General features: G+C 58.4%; 13 protein-coding genes. 10 read left to right on the top strand and 3 right to left on the bottom strand.

What is annotated here, in order from left to right; translation table 11 throughout:
* Nucleotides 1–110 precede the first annotated feature (110 nt).
* The gene (locus AGR13A_RS24180; RefSeq protein ID WP_080840115.1) at nucleotides 111–1,133 is read right to left on the bottom strand and encodes a LacI family DNA-binding transcriptional regulator; all 1,023 of its coding nucleotides are present in this window, start codon (nucleotides 1,131–1,133) and stop codon (nucleotides 111–113) included.
* A gap of 157 nt (nucleotides 1,134–1,290) precedes the next feature.
* Nucleotides 1,291–1,611 carry a hypothetical protein gene (locus tag AGR13A_RS24185; RefSeq protein ID WP_003505663.1) on the bottom strand — a complete coding sequence of 107 codons (321 nt, stop codon included), beginning with the start codon at nucleotides 1,609–1,611 and terminating at the stop codon, nucleotides 1,291–1,293.
* A 293-nt stretch (nucleotides 1,612–1,904) separates the two neighbouring features.
* Here AGR13A_RS24185 and AGR13A_RS24190 point away from each other — a divergent pair, with 293 nt between their 5' ends.
* The 7 genes from AGR13A_RS24190 (at nucleotide 1,905) to AGR13A_RS24225 (ending at nucleotide 9,701) form a co-directional block, all read left to right on the top strand.
* A complete protein-coding gene (locus AGR13A_RS24190) occupies nucleotides 1,905–2,708 on the top strand; it encodes a transporter substrate-binding domain-containing protein (protein WP_046801225.1) in 804 nt (267 codons plus the stop codon).
* A gap of 66 nt (nucleotides 2,709–2,774) precedes the next feature.
* Nucleotides 2,775–3,479 carry an amino acid ABC transporter permease gene (locus AGR13A_RS24195; protein ID WP_003505665.1) on the top strand — a complete coding sequence of 235 codons (705 nt, stop codon included), beginning with the start codon at nucleotides 2,775–2,777 and terminating at the stop codon, nucleotides 3,477–3,479.
* Nucleotides 3,476–4,135, top strand: coding sequence for an amino acid ABC transporter permease (locus tag AGR13A_RS24200; RefSeq protein WP_003521700.1), 660 nt, complete (start codon nucleotides 3,476–3,478; stop codon nucleotides 4,133–4,135). Before AGR13A_RS24195 ends, AGR13A_RS24200 begins: the two co-directional genes overlap by 4 nt.
* A complete protein-coding gene (locus AGR13A_RS24205) occupies nucleotides 4,116–4,847 on the top strand; it encodes an amino acid ABC transporter ATP-binding protein (protein ID WP_139786126.1) in 732 nt (243 codons plus the stop codon). Before AGR13A_RS24200 ends, AGR13A_RS24205 begins: the two co-directional genes overlap by 20 nt.
* Nucleotides 4,848–4,870: 23 nt before the next feature.
* Entirely contained in the window at nucleotides 4,871–5,806 is a 936-nt protein-coding gene (locus AGR13A_RS24210) for a 2-hydroxyacid dehydrogenase (RefSeq protein ID WP_080840119.1), read from the top strand.
* Between the two features lie 231 nt (nucleotides 5,807–6,037).
* Nucleotides 6,038–8,212: a putative bifunctional diguanylate cyclase/phosphodiesterase gene (locus AGR13A_RS24215; RefSeq protein ID WP_080840121.1), complete on the top strand. Its 2,175-nt coding sequence runs from the start codon at nucleotides 6,038–6,040 to the stop codon at nucleotides 8,210–8,212.
* Nucleotides 8,213–8,657: 445 nt separating this feature from the next.
* Nucleotides 8,658–9,701, top strand: coding sequence for a porin (locus AGR13A_RS24225; RefSeq protein WP_080840125.1), 1,044 nt, complete (start codon nucleotides 8,658–8,660; stop codon nucleotides 9,699–9,701).
* A gap of 241 nt (nucleotides 9,702–9,942) precedes the next feature.
* Here the strand turns inward: AGR13A_RS24225 and AGR13A_RS24230 are convergent, their stop codons facing one another.
* The gene (locus AGR13A_RS24230; protein ID WP_080840127.1) at nucleotides 9,943–11,430 is read right to left on the bottom strand and encodes an amidohydrolase family protein; all 1,488 of its coding nucleotides are present in this window, start codon (nucleotides 11,428–11,430) and stop codon (nucleotides 9,943–9,945) included.
* A 167-nt stretch (nucleotides 11,431–11,597) separates the two neighbouring features.
* On the opposite strand from AGR13A_RS24230, the gene AGR13A_RS24235 reads away from it, so the two are divergent.
* The 3 genes from AGR13A_RS24235 (at nucleotide 11,598) to AGR13A_RS24245 (ending at nucleotide 15,338) form a co-directional block, all read left to right on the top strand.
* The gene (locus AGR13A_RS24235) at nucleotides 11,598–13,163 is read left to right on the top strand and encodes an ABC transporter substrate-binding protein (protein WP_080840129.1); all 1,566 of its coding nucleotides are present in this window, start codon (nucleotides 11,598–11,600) and stop codon (nucleotides 13,161–13,163) included.
* Nucleotides 13,164–13,400: 237 nt separating this feature from the next.
* Complete coding sequence (locus tag AGR13A_RS24240; RefSeq protein ID WP_080840131.1) at nucleotides 13,401–14,369, top strand: ABC transporter permease; 969 nt, start codon at nucleotides 13,401–13,403, stop codon at nucleotides 14,367–14,369.
* A gap of 18 nt (nucleotides 14,370–14,387) precedes the next feature.
* Nucleotides 14,388–15,338, top strand: a complete 951-nt coding sequence (locus AGR13A_RS24245; RefSeq protein ID WP_035224938.1) for an ABC transporter permease — start codon at nucleotides 14,388–14,390, stop codon at nucleotides 15,336–15,338.

Here is a 15,338-nt window from a genome sequence, read left to right on the forward strand (position 1 = left end):
CAACGCTAGCGATATGCGGAGAGCTTGCCCCCTCATCCCGCTGCCGCGGACTTCTCCCCCTTGGGGAGAAGAAGCAAGCAGCACCCGCTCGTCCCAATAGGGCTAGACGCTCACTGGCTCAGCCGCTTTGTCGTCTCCCGCACGATCAGTTCGAAGCCGACATCCACCCTTGCACCCTCGGGAACAATGGCATCCTTCTCCGCCTCCAGTATCGACAGCAACAACTCGCCCGCCCTGCGGCCGATCATCTGGGCATCGACGCGGATCGTTGAAATCGCCGGGTAACATTGGCGGCCGATATCGAAATCGCCGAAACCGAGAATCGAGACCTGATCGGGCACATGAATGCCACGGCGATGACATTCCATCAGCGCGCCGACGGCGGAAATATCCGATACCGCGAAGATGGCCTCGACATCTGGGGCCTTGGCCAGCAGCGAGCCGAGGGTCTTTGCCCCGTGGTCATAGGAGACCGGGGCGCTGCCTTCACGGATGATGAGGTCATCGGCAATGCCGGCTTCGCGAAGTGCGGCACCAAAGCCGAGCAGGCGGCTTTCGCCGCGCCAGTCCTTCACATCGCCATCGGCCCTCGATCCGAGCGCGCCGATTCGCTTGAAGCCAAGCGATATCAGATGTTTGGCGGCGGTTCTTCCCACTTCGTAATTGGAAAAACCGACCGCGTGATCGATCGGGTGTTCCGGTACATCCCAGATTTCCACGATGGGAATACCGGCGCGCATCAAAACTTCGCTCGCCATCTTGGTATGCACCGTGCCAGCGACGACGATGGCATCGGGGCGGCGCTCCATCATGGTGCGGATGACGCGTTCTTCCTCCTGCAGATCGTACATGGTGTAACCGATCAGCAATTGATAGTCGGCGGCGCGCAGCGCATTGGCAAGCCCCTGCGCGCTATCGGCGAAGTTGGAGTTGGTGAGCGTCGGCAGGATGGCGGTGATGAAATTGGTGCGGCGGGAGGAAAGCGAACCGGCGATCCGGTCTGGCACATAGCCCAGCTTCTCGATGGCTTTCATCACCTTCTGACGTGTCTCTTCCGACACAAGGGCAGGATCGGCCAGTACCCGCGAAACGGTCATCTTGGAGACGCCCGCGAGTTTCGAGACATCGCTCATGGTTGCTTTTTTTGACGTGACTAACGCTGCGGCCAAGGGCGTGCGCTCCACCAAAGCATGTCTCCCTAAATTCGAACCGGTTCAGGACAAGACATACACGAAGATATCAAGGGAAAGCACGCCGTATGATTGCAGATCGATGCGGCGTGCACCGGATTTATGCGACGCGGCTATAGACCAGATGGTAAAAACGCCCGTCGCACATGCTCATCATCTCATCCGTCAGCACCCGACCTTCCAGCCTGACCGGCGAAACCAGCGCTTCCTCCACTGCTTCCATCGACGGATAGTCGATTTCCTGCACCATGATGATTGAGGCTGCGTCCGGATCGGTGCGCTCGGTACGCATCACCCGCACCGCCTGCGCATTCGGCATGCGTTTCCAGACCGGCAGCAATTTCTCCTCGACGATGCGGAAAAACTCCTCCTCCCGGCCGGGGTGAATCCTGCCTTCGAAAATTGCCGAGCGTGTGTACATGTTTCCTCCCGAATGATTGCCGACCGAAACAGTTCTGTAGATCGGACTTGCAATGATACCGATAACATGCATTATTGATCCTGCCAAGAACGTGAAACGGTGTCGAACAGAGGAAAATCGATAACCAGCCAAAAACATTGAATTTAATAGGAAATTCATCCGGTTTTGTGCTTTCGCGGTTTCTTGGGAGGAGTTTTTAGTCAATCGCGTTAAAATGTTATCGAGAACATTTTCCGGTTTGCGCAAGGCCGCTGTTCCATTTGGACAGCCACTATAAGGTTGGAGGAGAAACCATGAGCATTTCAAGATTTCTGAAGAACATGACCGTTGCCGTCGGTGTTGCAGCAGCAACGCTCGCCGCCACCACGTCCGCCCATGCCGTCTCGCTCAGCGAGATCACGGCGCGCGGCAAGGTCAAGATCGGTGTTCTGACCGGTGCGCCGCCGATGGGCATGGTGGATGAGAAGGGCAATCCTTCCGGTTACGACGTCGATGTCGCCAATCTCATCGGCTCTTATCTGTCGCTGCCGGTGGAGCTGGTACCGCTGACACCGCCCGCCCGCATTCCCGCACTTCAGACCGGCAAGGTCGATTTCCTTGTTGCGACGCTCGCGCCGACCGGTGAACGCGCCAAGACCGTGATGTTCACGCAGCCTTACAGCGCCTTCAACATGGACATCATCTCCGGCAAGGACCAGAAGTTCGAAAATCTCGACAGCCTCAAGGGCAAGCGCGTTTCGGTCAATCGCGGTTCCTCGCAGGAAACCGCGCTGCGCAAGGCCAATGTTGAAGGTCTCGAAATCGTCGTTTACGAAGACGATTCCACCAGCGCCCAGGCTTTGCTCGCCGGTCAGGTGGATGCCGTGGCACTGCCGTCCACGGTTGGCGAGGCGATCATCAAGCAGCGTCCGGAAGCCGGTCTGCAGGTTGGTTTCACCTTTTTCCAGCAGGGCAACTCCATGGCGACCAAGCTCGAGGACTTCGAGCTGCGCCAGTGGCTGAACACCTCCATCTACCTCATGAAGATGTCCGGCGATCTCGACCGCATCTCGGTCAAGTGGACCGGCCGTCCGCTGCCGCAATTGCCAAGCTTCTGATTGAGCCTTTCAACGCGCCCGCCGGGAAGACTTTCGGCGGGCCGGGAAATGTCAACGGAGTGACGCATGTCCTATACATTCCAATTCGGCGCACTCGCCCAGTATCAGAACGAGATTCTGAACGGCATATGGCTGACGATCAAGCTGTCTGTCCTGTCCATCGTGCTCGGCTGCGCTTTCGGCATTCTTTTGGCCTCGCTGCGGTCCATCAATGGCGGCATCGTCCGCATCATCGTGGACGGTTATGTGGAAGTCATCCGCAATACGCCGTTTCTCGTGCAGCTTTTCATCGTCTATTTCGGCCTGCCGGGCCTCGGCTTCAGGGTAGGGGCGGATACGGCGGCGCTGATCGGCATGACGATCAACCTCGCGGCCTATTCAACGGAAATCATCCGTGCCGGCATCGAGGCGGTGCACAAGTCGCAGATCGAGGCGGGGGAGGCGCTCGGCTTTACCAAGTATCAGATCTATCGCCACGTCATCATCGTGCCTGCCATCGCCAAGGTCTATCCCTCGCTGTGCAGCCAGTTCGTGCTGATGATGCTGGCATCGAGCATATGTTCGGCCATTTCCACCCATGAGCTTGCGGCGGCCGCAGCCTTCGTGGAATCGCAGACCTATCGCTCCTTCGAGGTCTATATCGTCGTCACGCTCATCTATCTTGCGCTGGCGCTCAGCCTGCGGCTCATCCTTGCCCTTGTCGGCATGTGGCTGTTCGGCCGCCGCGTTGCCCGCAAGACGATGACCGCCATGCCGGAGGTGCAGTCATGACTCTTCGAACTTTCGGCTGGAACGAGTTCGGCTTCCTGCTGACCGCCCTGCAATGGACCGTGCTTCTGACGATCATTGCCCTTATCGGCGGCGGCATCGTCGGCTTCTTCGTGGCGCTGGCCCGCACCTCGAATTTCAAGGCGCTGCGCATTGCCGCCGGCACCTATATCCAGGTGATCCAGGGCATTCCGGTGCTGATGATCCTGTTCCTGTCCTATTACGGCCTCAGCCTTGCCGGGCTGGAACTGCCGCCGCTCTTTGCGGCCGGCGCCTCGATGACGATTTATACATCGGGTTATCTCGCGGAAATCTGGCGCGGCTGCATCCAGGCGGTGCCGAAGCAGCAATGGGAAGCGTCGGAATCGCTGGCGCTGACCCGCGCCCAGCAATATCGCTACGTCATCCTGCCGCAGGCGATCCGCATTTCACTACCGCCGACCGTCGGTTTCGCCGTTCAGGTCGTCAAGAATACGTCCATCGCATCGATCATCGGTTTCGTCGAACTGGCGAGAGCGGGACAGCTCATCAACAATGCCACGTTCCAGCCGTTCCGCGTCTTCGTCGCCGTGGCCGTGCTTTATTTCATCGTCTGCTACCCGTTGTCCCAGCTGTCGCGTTGGCTGGAAAGGAGGCTTCATGCCGGAAGTAATCGTTGAAAACGTTCACAAGAGCTTTGGCGCTCTGGAAGTCCTCAAAGGCGTGTCGCTGACGGTTGGCCGTGGTGAAGTCTTCGCCCTCATCGGCCGCTCGGGTTCGGGCAAGAGCACGCTGCTGCGCTGCATGAACGGGCTGGAGAAGATCAATTCGGGCCGTATCGAAATCGCCGGTCATGCGATTGGCGAAGATGCCAAGGCGCTGCGCAAGCTGCGCACCGATGTCGGCATCGTGTTCCAGAGCTACAACCTTTTCCCGCATCTGACGGTCGGCGAAAACATCATGCTCGCGCCGCGCATCGTCAAGGATGTGGCGAAATCGGAAACCAAGGATATTGCCCGCGAAGTTCTGCAACTCGTCGGCCTGTCGGAGAAATTCGATTCCTATCCGGACCAGCTTTCCGGCGGCCAGCAGCAGCGCGTGGCGATTGCCCGCTCGCTCGCCATGCGGCCGAAGGTGATGCTGTTCGACGAGGTGACCTCGGCGCTCGACCCTGAATTGACTGAGGAAGTGCTGACCGTGATGGAAAACCTCGCCAAAGACGGCATGACCATGATCCTCGTGACCCATGAAATGGCCTTTGCGCGCCGCGTGGCGACCGAAACCATCTTCATGCACAGGGGCAAGATCTGGGAGCAGGGCCGTTCGTCCGAACTCTTCGCCAATCCGCAAACGCCGGAACTCCGGCAATTCGTCAAGGCCGATGTGAAGTAGTTCACCGGCGCAAAGGAAACTTCATGACCACTGAAATCGTGCAATTGTGCCCGCTCATCCCGGCACTGGAAGGCGAACTCGCCGAGCGCTTCACCGTGCATCGCCTGTTCGAGGCTGCTGACAAGGCGGCGTTCCTTGCTGATAAGGGTGCTTCAATCCGCGGCGTCGTCACCGGCGGCCATATCGGCCTGCCGGCGGATATCGGCGCCGCACTCCCCAATCTTGAAATTGTCGCCATCAACGGCGTCGGTTTCGACAAGGTGGATCTGACTGATGCCAAGCGACGCGGTTTTCGCGTCTCCAACACGCCTGACGTGCTGACGGCCGATGTTGCCGATCTGGCGCTCGGCCTCGTTCTGGCGCAGGCGCGCAAGCTGCCGCAGGCGGATCAGCATGTGCGCACGGGCCAATGGCTGAAGGGCGATATGGGGCTTTCCACCCGCGTCGCCGGCCGCCGTTACGGCATATTCGGCCTCGGCCGCATCGGCCAGGCAATCGCAAAGCGGCTCGAGGGTTTTGATGCGCGCATTTCCTACACCGCCAGAAACCGCCGCGATGTTGCCTATGATTATTATGACAGCATCGAGGCGCTGGCCGCCAATTGCGATGTGCTGATCATCGCCGCCGCCGCGACCGCCGAAACACGCCATATCGTCAATGCGGATGTGCTGAAGGCGCTCGGTCCCCAGGGTGTGCTCGTTAACGTGGCGCGTGGTTCGCTGGTGGATGAGAAGGCGCTGGTTGAGGCGCTTTCGAACGGCACGATCGGCGGCGCGGCGCTCGATGTCTTCGAAGACGAGCCGCGTGTGCCGGAAGCACTTTTCGCTTTTGATAATGTCACGCTCGCGCCGCATGTCGGCAGCGGCACGCACCAGACGCGGCGCGCCATGGCTGATCTCGTTCTTGCCAATCTTGACGCGCATTTCGCCGGCAAGGACCTGCCGACGCCGGTGGTGTGACGGCAGGGAATTCATGCCTCTGGTCTGACGGCGCGGCTCATGTCGCGCCGTTTTTCTTCCGGCGGTCGTCGGCTTGCGAGCGGGGCCGCAAAAGGCTGACCGTATTCCTCGTAATCTCCTCCCACCGTTCATATTTATATAATATGTATAATCCTACTATTCTGCTTCCTTATAAAGCGATGAGGCGGAGAGGTGCGTTCCAAAGGCCCGAAGACACCCGTGCAGAACCGGATGTCGCGAAAGAAGCGCGACGCGAGCCCTTCCGCTCCTTCTGAAACCGCCAGAATCGCCAATCCCTCCGACCGGCACACGCTTTTGGAAGCCATGATCGATCACGTGCCGGATTTCATCTATGCCAAGGATCTGGAGGGGCGTTTCCTTTTTGCCAACCGTGCGATCGTTACCGAGAATGGCTTCGACACCGTCGAAGAGCTGATCGGGCTGACCGATTCCGATATTCATGGCGATGCGGCGCGGCTTGCCGGCATTCCCGATACCGAGGCGCGGGTGATGCGCACTGGAGAGCCCGATCTCGGTTATGAGGAACGCGCCATGCGCGGCGATATCGACCGCTGGCTGATGATGTCGCGCGTGCCCTTAAAGGACAAGGCTGGCAAGATCATCGGCGTGGTTGGCGCTTCCCGCGATATAACCCAGAAAAAGGCCTCGGAAAGACTGCTTCAGGCGCAGGCGCGTATTCTCGAAATGATCGTTGCTGCGGCACGGATCGAGGATTTTCTTGAGGAATTCGTCAAGGCGATCGAAAATCTCGCCACCGGGCTGGCATGCGCGGTGCGGGTATTCGATGCGGCGGCGGGTGAGCCCTCCGTCTATGCCTCACCGGCGCTCGCGCCTCATGAAGACCTGACGGCACATATTTCCACCGTCGACGATCCCGGTGATCTCGACTGTCCGGCGGATCATATTGCTTTCAGTTTCGATATTCCCGCCAGCGAAGGCATGGCCCACGGTTTTGTGTGGTGCATGCTGGCCGCCCGCAAGCCGGATGCGGCCCTCGTGGAATTTATCGGTGCCGCTGCGCGCATGGCGGGTCTCGCAATCGACCGCAAGCGGGCGGCGGAACATATCGCCTTTCTGGCCGATCACGACATGCTGACCCGGCTGCCCAACCGGCGCTTTCTGGATACGAGACTGCCGGAAATATTGGCCGCGGCCGCAAAGGCAAACCGAAGGGTTGGCATCGGCTTTCTCGATCTCGATAATTTCAAGCAGATCAACGACACGCTCGGCCACAGTATTGGCGATGCTCTCTTGTCCAGAACCGCCGAGCGTATCGCGCGCAGCCTCAAGCGTAACGATCTTGTGCTGCGGGTGGGCGGCGATGAATTCGTCATCATTCTGGAAAAGCAGAAGGACGATTTCGAAAGCCGGCTACAGCGCATCCGGGCGACGGTGTCGCAACCGCTGCGCATCGGCAATTACGATATCAAGGTCACATGCAGCATCGGCATGGCGTTCTTCCCGGAGCATGGGGAAACCACGGCGGAAATCGTCGCGGCAGCTGATCTTGCCATGTATGAGGCCAAACATAATGGTCGCGATGGCATCGCCACCTTCACGCCGCGCATGGCGGATGATCTGCGCAAAAAATTCACCCGCATAGAGGAATTGCGCAAGGCGGTGGAGAGGGATGAGTTCGTCCTGCATTTCCAGCCGCAGGTCCATCTTCAAACCGGCCGCATCAGCGGTGTGGAGGCGCTGGTGCGCTGGCAGCATCCATCAGAAGGTTTGCTGGGACCTGCGGAATTCATCGGTCTTGCCGAAGAAACCGGCCTCATCGTGGAGTTGGGGGAAACCATTCTGAGAAAGGCCTGCCGGCAGGCGCAGGCATGGGCGGCTGCGGGCCTCTCGCCCGTGAAGATGGCGGTCAATATTTCGCCCAGGCAGTTCCAGAGCGGGCTTGTCGAGCAGATCAGATCGGCGCTGACGGAAACCGGCCTTGCACCATCCCTCCTGGAAATTGAAATCACCGAGACGCTCATCATTCAGGATGTGGAAACATCCGTCAGGATCATGCGCGCCATCAAGCAGATGGGTGTCAGCCTCGCGCTGGATGATTTCGGCATCGGTTATTCCTGCCTCGGCATGCTCAAGACCTTCCCCTTGTCCTGCATGAAGATTGACCGCTCGTTCCTCACCCACCTGCCGGAAAAAACCAAGGACAGCGCCATCGTCTCCATCATGATCCAGCTTGCCGGGTCTCTCGATATCGATGTCATTGCCGAAGGTGTGGAAACGGCTGAACAGGCAGCATTTCTGCGCACCGCCGGCTGTCCCTATGGGCAGGGTTATTATTTCAGTCGGCCGGTGCAGGCGGACGTGATCGGTGACATGCTGGGAAACATGACGAGGTTTCTCACCGGATTGTCCAGCGACCCGATATAGACTCTGCAAGGCGATCTTTGTCCTGACAGTGTTGAACTGATCCGGTGATGCTCATGCTGGTATCTGCCGCCTTGCGCCGTCTCCATTACGGCAAACTCCAACCGTCTGCGCACGGTTCTTTGCGAAGGCGATGTGCTTTCAGTCTTCCATTTTATATTGTCGTATTGTCATAAATTTTTTATATAATTCCACATTGTATAAGTAATAAATAATGTTATTTAGAATTAAATCAGAAAAACATTATAGTTTAAAATACTTATTTGTTGTAATTTTACTACGTAATTGGATTGCTTACTTTTATTGTATTTGGATTTTGCCGATTTGAATTGCGAGTCTTCGGTTGTTTCTGTCATTTGCTGAATCAGCGCAGGGAAGCGGGCGGCAGGGAAAGACCAGCCCTCAAATTTGCGCATTCGTTGAAAAATTTTTGACTGGAGATTAAAAAATGAACATCAAGAGCCTTCTTATCGGCTCCGCTGCCGCTCTCGCAGCAGTATCCGGCGCACAGGCCGCTGACGCTATCGTCGCTGCCGAGCCCGAGCCCATGGAATATGTTCGCGTCTGCGACGCTTTCGGTACCGGCTTCTTCTACATCCCCGGCACCGAAACCTGCCTGAAGTTCGGCGGTTACATCCGTTTCCAGACCAACTTCGGCCGCGACGCTTCCGGCACGTCTGACTGGGATTCATTCACCCGCGCCCAGTTCGAAGTTGACACCCGCACCGACACCGAGCTCGGTGCTCTGCGTGGTTTCATCGGCTTCCGTGGTAACGCTGACTCCGGCGTTGGCGGCTCGACCGTCGGTACGAGCGGCAACTTGGGCTCTGGCGTTTTCGTTGACCAGGCTTTCATCGAAATCGCCGGCCTGAAGGTCGGTAAGTTCTACAGCTGGTGGGACGATAGCCTTTCTGGCGAAACGGACGAAGTGGCTTCCAACGCTCTGTTCAACTCCATTCGTTACACCTACGACGCTGGTTCCTTCTGGGCAGGCGCTTCGGTTGACGAACTCGAAGGCATCAGCGTTCCAGGCTTTAACAAAGCTGACAATAATATCGGTGTTGCTCTCGGCGCTGGTGCAAAGTTCGACAGCGTAACCCTGCAGCTCATCGGCGGCTACGACACGGACCGCGAAAACGGCTCCGTCCGCCTGATCGCAACGGCTGGCATTGGTCCCGGCACTCTTGGCCTGTCCGGTGTTTGGGCCTCCGGCGCAAACGCTTATTACAACGTTTCCGAGTGGGCAGTTGCTGCGGAATACGCCATCAAGGCTACCGACAAGCTTAAGATCACCCCCGGTTTCCAGTACTACGGCAGCTACGGCCTCGTTTCCTGGGATGAGTTCTCCAACAACGACGCCTGGAAGGCTGGTCTGACTGTTGATTACAAGATCACGGACGGCCTCACCACGAAGCTCACCGCCAACTACCTCGACGTCGACAACAAGCCTGAGGCTTGGAGCGGCTTCGTTCGCCTGCAGCGTTCGTTCTAATACTGCACATAAGAAAAAAGCATAAACCTGGTTAGATGACTCAGATCCACCCCGTTTTCGAACGGGTGAGTGCTAGCTCCAGTCAAAGTTCCTGACATGAAGTCAGGTTTGCTCCCCGGACCCCTCCAGGCCGGGGAGTTTTTGTTGTCATGAGGGATTGCGCGCGGTTTTGTCGACAATGTCATTGCGGCCATCTGCAAGCGTGGATGCATTGCAGCGCTTGATGGCCTATTTTGCCAGATTACCGACCGAATGCCGGATCGGGCGGCAGGGGCGGGTGGACCGGTTCTTCGAAGGTCCGTAACAGCTTTCCCCAACCCGGATCATGCATATGCGCTTCCAGACCGGCGCGGGCGGCGAGGGCCAGTGCTTCTTCCTGCCCGAAGGAGATGGCCGCATCGACATCCGTCGTCAGAACGCGGCCGTTTTCCATCAGCATTCTTCCATCCACGAAGACGGTGTCGACGTCGCTTCCCAGCACCTGATGCACCAGCCGGTGCACAGGCATCCACATCGGCATCAGATGCGGTTTGCGCATGTCGATGATGGCGATATCGGCCTTTTTGCCGATTTCCAGCGAACCGATTTCATCCTCCATGCCGATGGCGTGGGCGGCGTCGATGGTGATCATTTCGAATATCTTGCCGGGTGGCAGCAGGTAACGATCGTGATTGTGCAGCAGGTGCTGCGTGAATTGCGCCATGCGGGCGGTCTGCAGCATGTCGAAGTGGCGGCTGGGTGCGGCGCCATCGGTGGTGATGGCGACGCGGATGCCCTTGGACATCATTTCCATGATCGGCGTCGCGCGGCCCGGCGGTGCATGGGTCACGCGTGTGCCGGTTTCCGCCAGAATGTCGATCTCGTCATGCGAGATGCCCCAGCAGTGCTGGAGGTGGATATCGGGGCCAAGCAGCGCATTTTCCTTGTCCTGAAAAGCCATGCGGATTTGTCCCGCAAATGCGTCCGAATGCAGCCGGACGCCCATTTTGCGGGCGGTCTCACGTATCCGGCGGGCCTGCAAGCGGTCATTATCCGTCAGCTTCACCGCCTGGTCGGGGCTTGAAGCGTTGGAGGGCTCAACCGAGGGGACGATGGTGAAGGGTGTCAGGAAGACGCTGATGCGTCCATCAGCCGTTCCGTTCAGAGCCTCGATTGTGGCTTCGCTGCCTTCGATCATCTCCTCGAAGCTGATGTTGCGGCGCTCCGGAGAGCCGCTTTCCCATCGGGTCACCGGGTGCGGCCAGGGCAGGCCGGAAGGTCCCACACAGATGATTTCGCGAATCCCGATCTCGTCATAGGCGCGGGCGTGGTTGATGGCAAAGACAGGGTCGTCGGCGCGTGGCATGGAGGTGATGATGCTGGCGCCGGTGGTGACACCGGCACGCAGCCGCTCGATGCCGGAGACAAGGCCGTCCGCATACCAATAGTCGCGCGTGACATAGTGGTAATAGGTCGGCGTCACCACCTTCATCCACATCGCATTGGTGTCGGCGGCAATGCTGCGGATCAAGGCGTGCCCGGCATGGCCATGGGCATCGATGAGGCCGGGAATGATCAGTTTTCCCCGACAATCTATCACCTGCTTGTCGGTGTGGCGTGGCGCCAGTTCCTCCGCCGTGCCGATGTCGACGATCCGGTCGTCCTTTATGGCAAGGCCGCAATCCTCGATGATGCGTCGCTCACGATCCACGGTCACCATCGTGCCGTGCAATAGCAGAAAATTCCCCATTTAGCCTTCCTCCCTTGTGTTCGCAGCTGGTATTCAGGATGCGTCGATTTTGGATACGATAATTGTCAACAATATTATTGACAATAAGGCTGAGCGAAACAATACTCCGCCTTGTCCGGCCGGTAGGTCAGCCGGCACTTCAACGATTTATAAAAAGGGGGGATCAAATGTCCCGAATGAGAAGTTTCGTCCTGGCCGCCCTGGCGGCGGCCGCCATTGCCGTTCCCGCAAGTGCTGAAACCCTGCGTTGGGCCGGCCGCGCCGACCTTTATTCGCTCGATCCATATTCGGTGCCGTCCACCTCCAATCTCGCCTTTCTCAATCATATCTATGAGGGGCTTGTCCGTTACGGACCCGACTTCAAGATCGAGCCGGCTCTTGCGACGGAATGGAAGCTTGTTGATGGAAAGACATGGCGTTTCACCCTGCGCAAGGGTGTGAAATTCCATGATGGCGCCGATTTCACCGCTGACGATGTCGTCGCGTCCTTCACGCGCGCCTCGGATGCCACTTCGCCGCTGCGCGGTAATATTCCGGTTTTTGCGGGCGTGAAGAAAGTCGATGACTATACCGTCGATCTCGACGTCAGCGCACCCACCTCGCTCTTCCTCAACGACATCACCAATATCTTCATCTTCAACGCCAAGTGGCTTAAGGATAACAATAGCGAGAAGCCGACCGATTTCGCCTCCAAGGTCGATGGCTATACGACGATGCACACCAACGGCACCGGGCCCTTCAAGCTTGAAAGCCGCGTGCCCGATAGCAAGACGGTTCTTGTCGCCAATGAAGCCTGGTGGGATCAGAAGAAACACAATCTCGATCGCATCGAATTCGTGCCGATCGCTTCTGCGGCCACCCGTGTCGCGGCTTTGCTTTCCGGCGAAATCGACCTGATCGATTCCGCACCGATCCAGGATTTGCCGCGGCTTGAATCCTCGCCCAATATTACGGTGAAGAAGCGCACCGAGTTGCGCACGCTGTTCATCGGCTTCAACCGCCGCGAAAAGCTGGAGGACGGCAAGCCGAACCCCTTTAATGATCTTCGTGTTCGCCAGGCATTCGAACTGTCGATCGATCGCGATCTCATCAACAAGAAGGTCATGCGCGGCCTTGCAAGGCCGTCCGGCTCGCTCATCGCGCCTGAAATTTCGGGTTATGCCAAGTCGCTTGACACCTTCCAGCCCGCCGATCCGGCACAGGCGCAGAAGCTTCTTGCCGATGCCGGCATGAAGAACCTCGCTTTCACCTATACCTGCATGAATGACGAGAGCATCAACGAGGAAGATATCTGCTCGGGTGTCGCCAACATGCTGAAGCGTGGCGGTTTCCAGCCGACAATCGATATAGCGCCGCGCTCTGTGCAGTCTCCGAAGCGTAATGGCGGCAAGGCGGATGTCTTCAACCTCAGCTGGGCGAACGAACCGACGCTCGATGCCTTCTCCTTCCTGTCGCAGATACTCTCCACCCGAAAGGGCGCAATGGGCGTCTCCAACTATGGCGGCTGGTCGAACCCCGAGATCGACAAGCTGGTGGACCAGGCAGCGCAGGAGCAGGACAATACCAAACGTCTTGCCCTTGAAGAGGCGGCCTTGAAGATCGCCAAGGACGAGGCGATGCTTGTGCCGCTGCACCAGCAGCCGATTGCATGGGCGATGCTTGGCAAGGTGAAGAGCGTCGATTTCCGCGCCGACAACAAGCCGCGCCACTGGCTGACGCAACTCGACAAATAATCCGGAACTCGAAAAGGCATTCGGCATATTGCTGAATGCCTTTTCGGCCCATCCGGGGCAGCTTTCGTATCGGGTCAAAAGCGATGCCGTCTGCATTCGCTGCGCCGGATATATGATCCGCTGCCGGCGTGATTGTCGACAATTCTACAGGCGTAAACGACCTGTGCCCCGTCTCTGGAAAAGAATGGTCGAACCTGGCTGGCATCATGTCCATGGGTTCGCATCCGAGAGGTAACAATGCTGGTTTTCATCATCAAGCGTATGGGAAATGCCATTCTGGTCATGCTTTCCGTCGCGCTTATTGCGTTTCTCATTTTCCGGCTTGCCGGAGATCCCGTCGAGCTGATGGTGGGGGAGCAGACCTCGCAGGAAGATCGCGCCGCTTTGCGTGAGCGGCTCGGCCTCAACGACAGTCTGCCCACGCAATATTTGCGGTTTGTCAAAGACGCGGCCCAGGGCAATTTCGGCGTTTCCTATCGCAACGGCCAGCAGGTGCTGCCGCTGATAGCCGAAAGGTTTCCGGCAACGCTGGAGCTTGTTCTGGTGGCGACGGTCCTTTCGCTCGTCGTTGGCCTGCCGCTTGGAGTGCTGACGGCGATCCGGCGTGGAAAGTGGTATACGGAGGGCCTGCAGTTCCTGTCGATTGTCGGCGTCTCGCTGCCAAGTTTCGTTGTCGGCATTCTGCTTATCCTCGTCTTTTCGGTTTCACTTGGCTGGGCGCCTGCCTTCGGCCGAGGCGACGTCGTGCAGCTTGGCTGGTGGTCCACGGGCCTGCTTACCTCGTCGGGGCGTTCGGCGCTCATTCTGCCTGCCATTGCGCTCTCGCTTTACCAGATCACGCTGGTCATGCGTCTGGTGCGCGCCGAAATGCTGGAGGTGCTGCGGTCCGATTTCGTCAAGTTCGCCCGTGCCCGCGGCATTCCCCGCTGGCGCATCTATTTCCGCCACGCGCTGCGCAACTGTCTGATGCCTGTCGTGACGCTGACGACGATGAATGTCGGTTCGCTCATCGCCTTTGCGCTCATCACCGAGACGGTGTTTCAGTGGCCGGGCATGGGCATGCTGTTCATACAGGCGGTGACATTTCTCGATATCCCCGTCATGGCGGCCTATCTCTGCATCATTTCCTTCATCTTCGTTGTCCTCAACACGTTCGTCGACATTGCCTATGCGGTGATCGATCCGCGTCTGCGCACCGCGCGCTAACCGAAGGGAGCCGGTTTCATGGCCACAGACCTTCCGCAAACGGCAAAACCTGCCCGCCCGTCGCTCATCAAGCGCATACGCAACAGCGATCTCTACTGGTCGTTCAGCCACAGCAGATCGGCCAAGATCAGCGCGCTGATCCTGGCGATCCTCATCCTTGCCGCCATTTTCGCGCCGCTGATCGCACCGCAGAACCCCTATGACGGCGCTTCGCTCGACATGTGGAAAGCCGAATTGCCGCCGGTGTGGCAGGAGGGTGGGGAATGGCCCTATCTGCTCGGCACGGATACGCAGGGACGCGATATGCTCTCCGCCATCCTTTACGGCACGCGCATATCCATCGTCATCGGTGTCGCCTCCGTGGCGCTGTCTCTGGTCATCGGCATGACCGCCGGTCTGGTTGCCGGTTATTTCGGCGGTTTTTCCGATAATCTCCTGATGCGCATCGGCGATATCACGCTCTCCATCCCGACAATTCTGGTGGCCATCCTCGTCTCCACGGTCGTCAGGCAGATGCTGCCGGACAGTCTTCGAGAGGTGGGCGCGTCCGCCGTGCTCATTCTCGCCATCGCGCTTTCCGCCTGGGTGCAATATGCGCGCACCGTGCGTGCGCAGGCGATTGTGGAGACCGGCAAGGATTATGTGCAGGCGGCCAAGCTCATCGGCGTTCCCGCGCGCCGCATCATGGCCAACCATATTCTGCCCAATACGCTGACGCCGATCATGGTTGCCGCCACGCTGAATTTCGGCATGGCGATCCTGACTGAGGCGACCCTGTCGTTCCTCGGCATCGGCATGCCGCCCAGCCAGCCGTCGCTCGGAACGCTGATCCGCATCGGCAACCAGTTCCTGTTTTCCGGCTCCTGGTGGATCGTATTGTTTCCCGTTTTCCAGCTCTGCCTGCTCGTCGTCACCGTCAACCTTCTGGGTGACTGGCTGCGCGATGCGCTCAATCCGAAACTGAGGTGA

It is taken from the genome of Agrobacterium genomosp. 13 str. CFBP 6927 (assembly GCA_900012615.1).
Taxonomy (GTDB): Bacteria; Pseudomonadota; Alphaproteobacteria; order Rhizobiales; family Rhizobiaceae; genus Agrobacterium.

Coding starts and splice junctions, on each gene's coding strand:
- AGR13A_RS24180 (WP_080840115.1), bottom strand. CDS start 1,133: ATGAGCGATGTCTCGAAACTCGCGGGCGTCTCCAAGATGACCGTTTCG.
- AGR13A_RS24185 (WP_003505663.1), bottom strand. CDS start 1,611: ATGTACACACGCTCGGCAATTTTCGAAGGCAGGATTCACCCCGGCCGG.
- AGR13A_RS24190 (WP_046801225.1), top strand. CDS start 1,905: ATGAGCATTTCAAGATTTCTGAAGAACATGACCGTTGCCGTCGGTGTT.
- AGR13A_RS24195 (WP_003505665.1), top strand. CDS start 2,775: ATGTCCTATACATTCCAATTCGGCGCACTCGCCCAGTATCAGAACGAG.
- AGR13A_RS24200 (WP_003521700.1), top strand. CDS start 3,476: ATGACTCTTCGAACTTTCGGCTGGAACGAGTTCGGCTTCCTGCTGACC.
- AGR13A_RS24205 (WP_139786126.1), top strand. CDS start 4,116: ATGCCGGAAGTAATCGTTGAAAACGTTCACAAGAGCTTTGGCGCTCTG.
- AGR13A_RS24210 (WP_080840119.1), top strand. CDS start 4,871: ATGACCACTGAAATCGTGCAATTGTGCCCGCTCATCCCGGCACTGGAA.
- AGR13A_RS24215 (WP_080840121.1), top strand. CDS start 6,038: ATGTCGCGAAAGAAGCGCGACGCGAGCCCTTCCGCTCCTTCTGAAACC.
- AGR13A_RS24225 (WP_080840125.1), top strand. CDS start 8,658: ATGAACATCAAGAGCCTTCTTATCGGCTCCGCTGCCGCTCTCGCAGCA.
- AGR13A_RS24230 (WP_080840127.1), bottom strand. CDS start 11,430: ATGGGGAATTTTCTGCTATTGCACGGCACGATGGTGACCGTGGATCGT.
- AGR13A_RS24235 (WP_080840129.1), top strand. CDS start 11,598: ATGTCCCGAATGAGAAGTTTCGTCCTGGCCGCCCTGGCGGCGGCCGCC.
- AGR13A_RS24240 (WP_080840131.1), top strand. CDS start 13,401: ATGCTGGTTTTCATCATCAAGCGTATGGGAAATGCCATTCTGGTCATG.
- AGR13A_RS24245 (WP_035224938.1), top strand. CDS start 14,388: ATGGCCACAGACCTTCCGCAAACGGCAAAACCTGCCCGCCCGTCGCTC.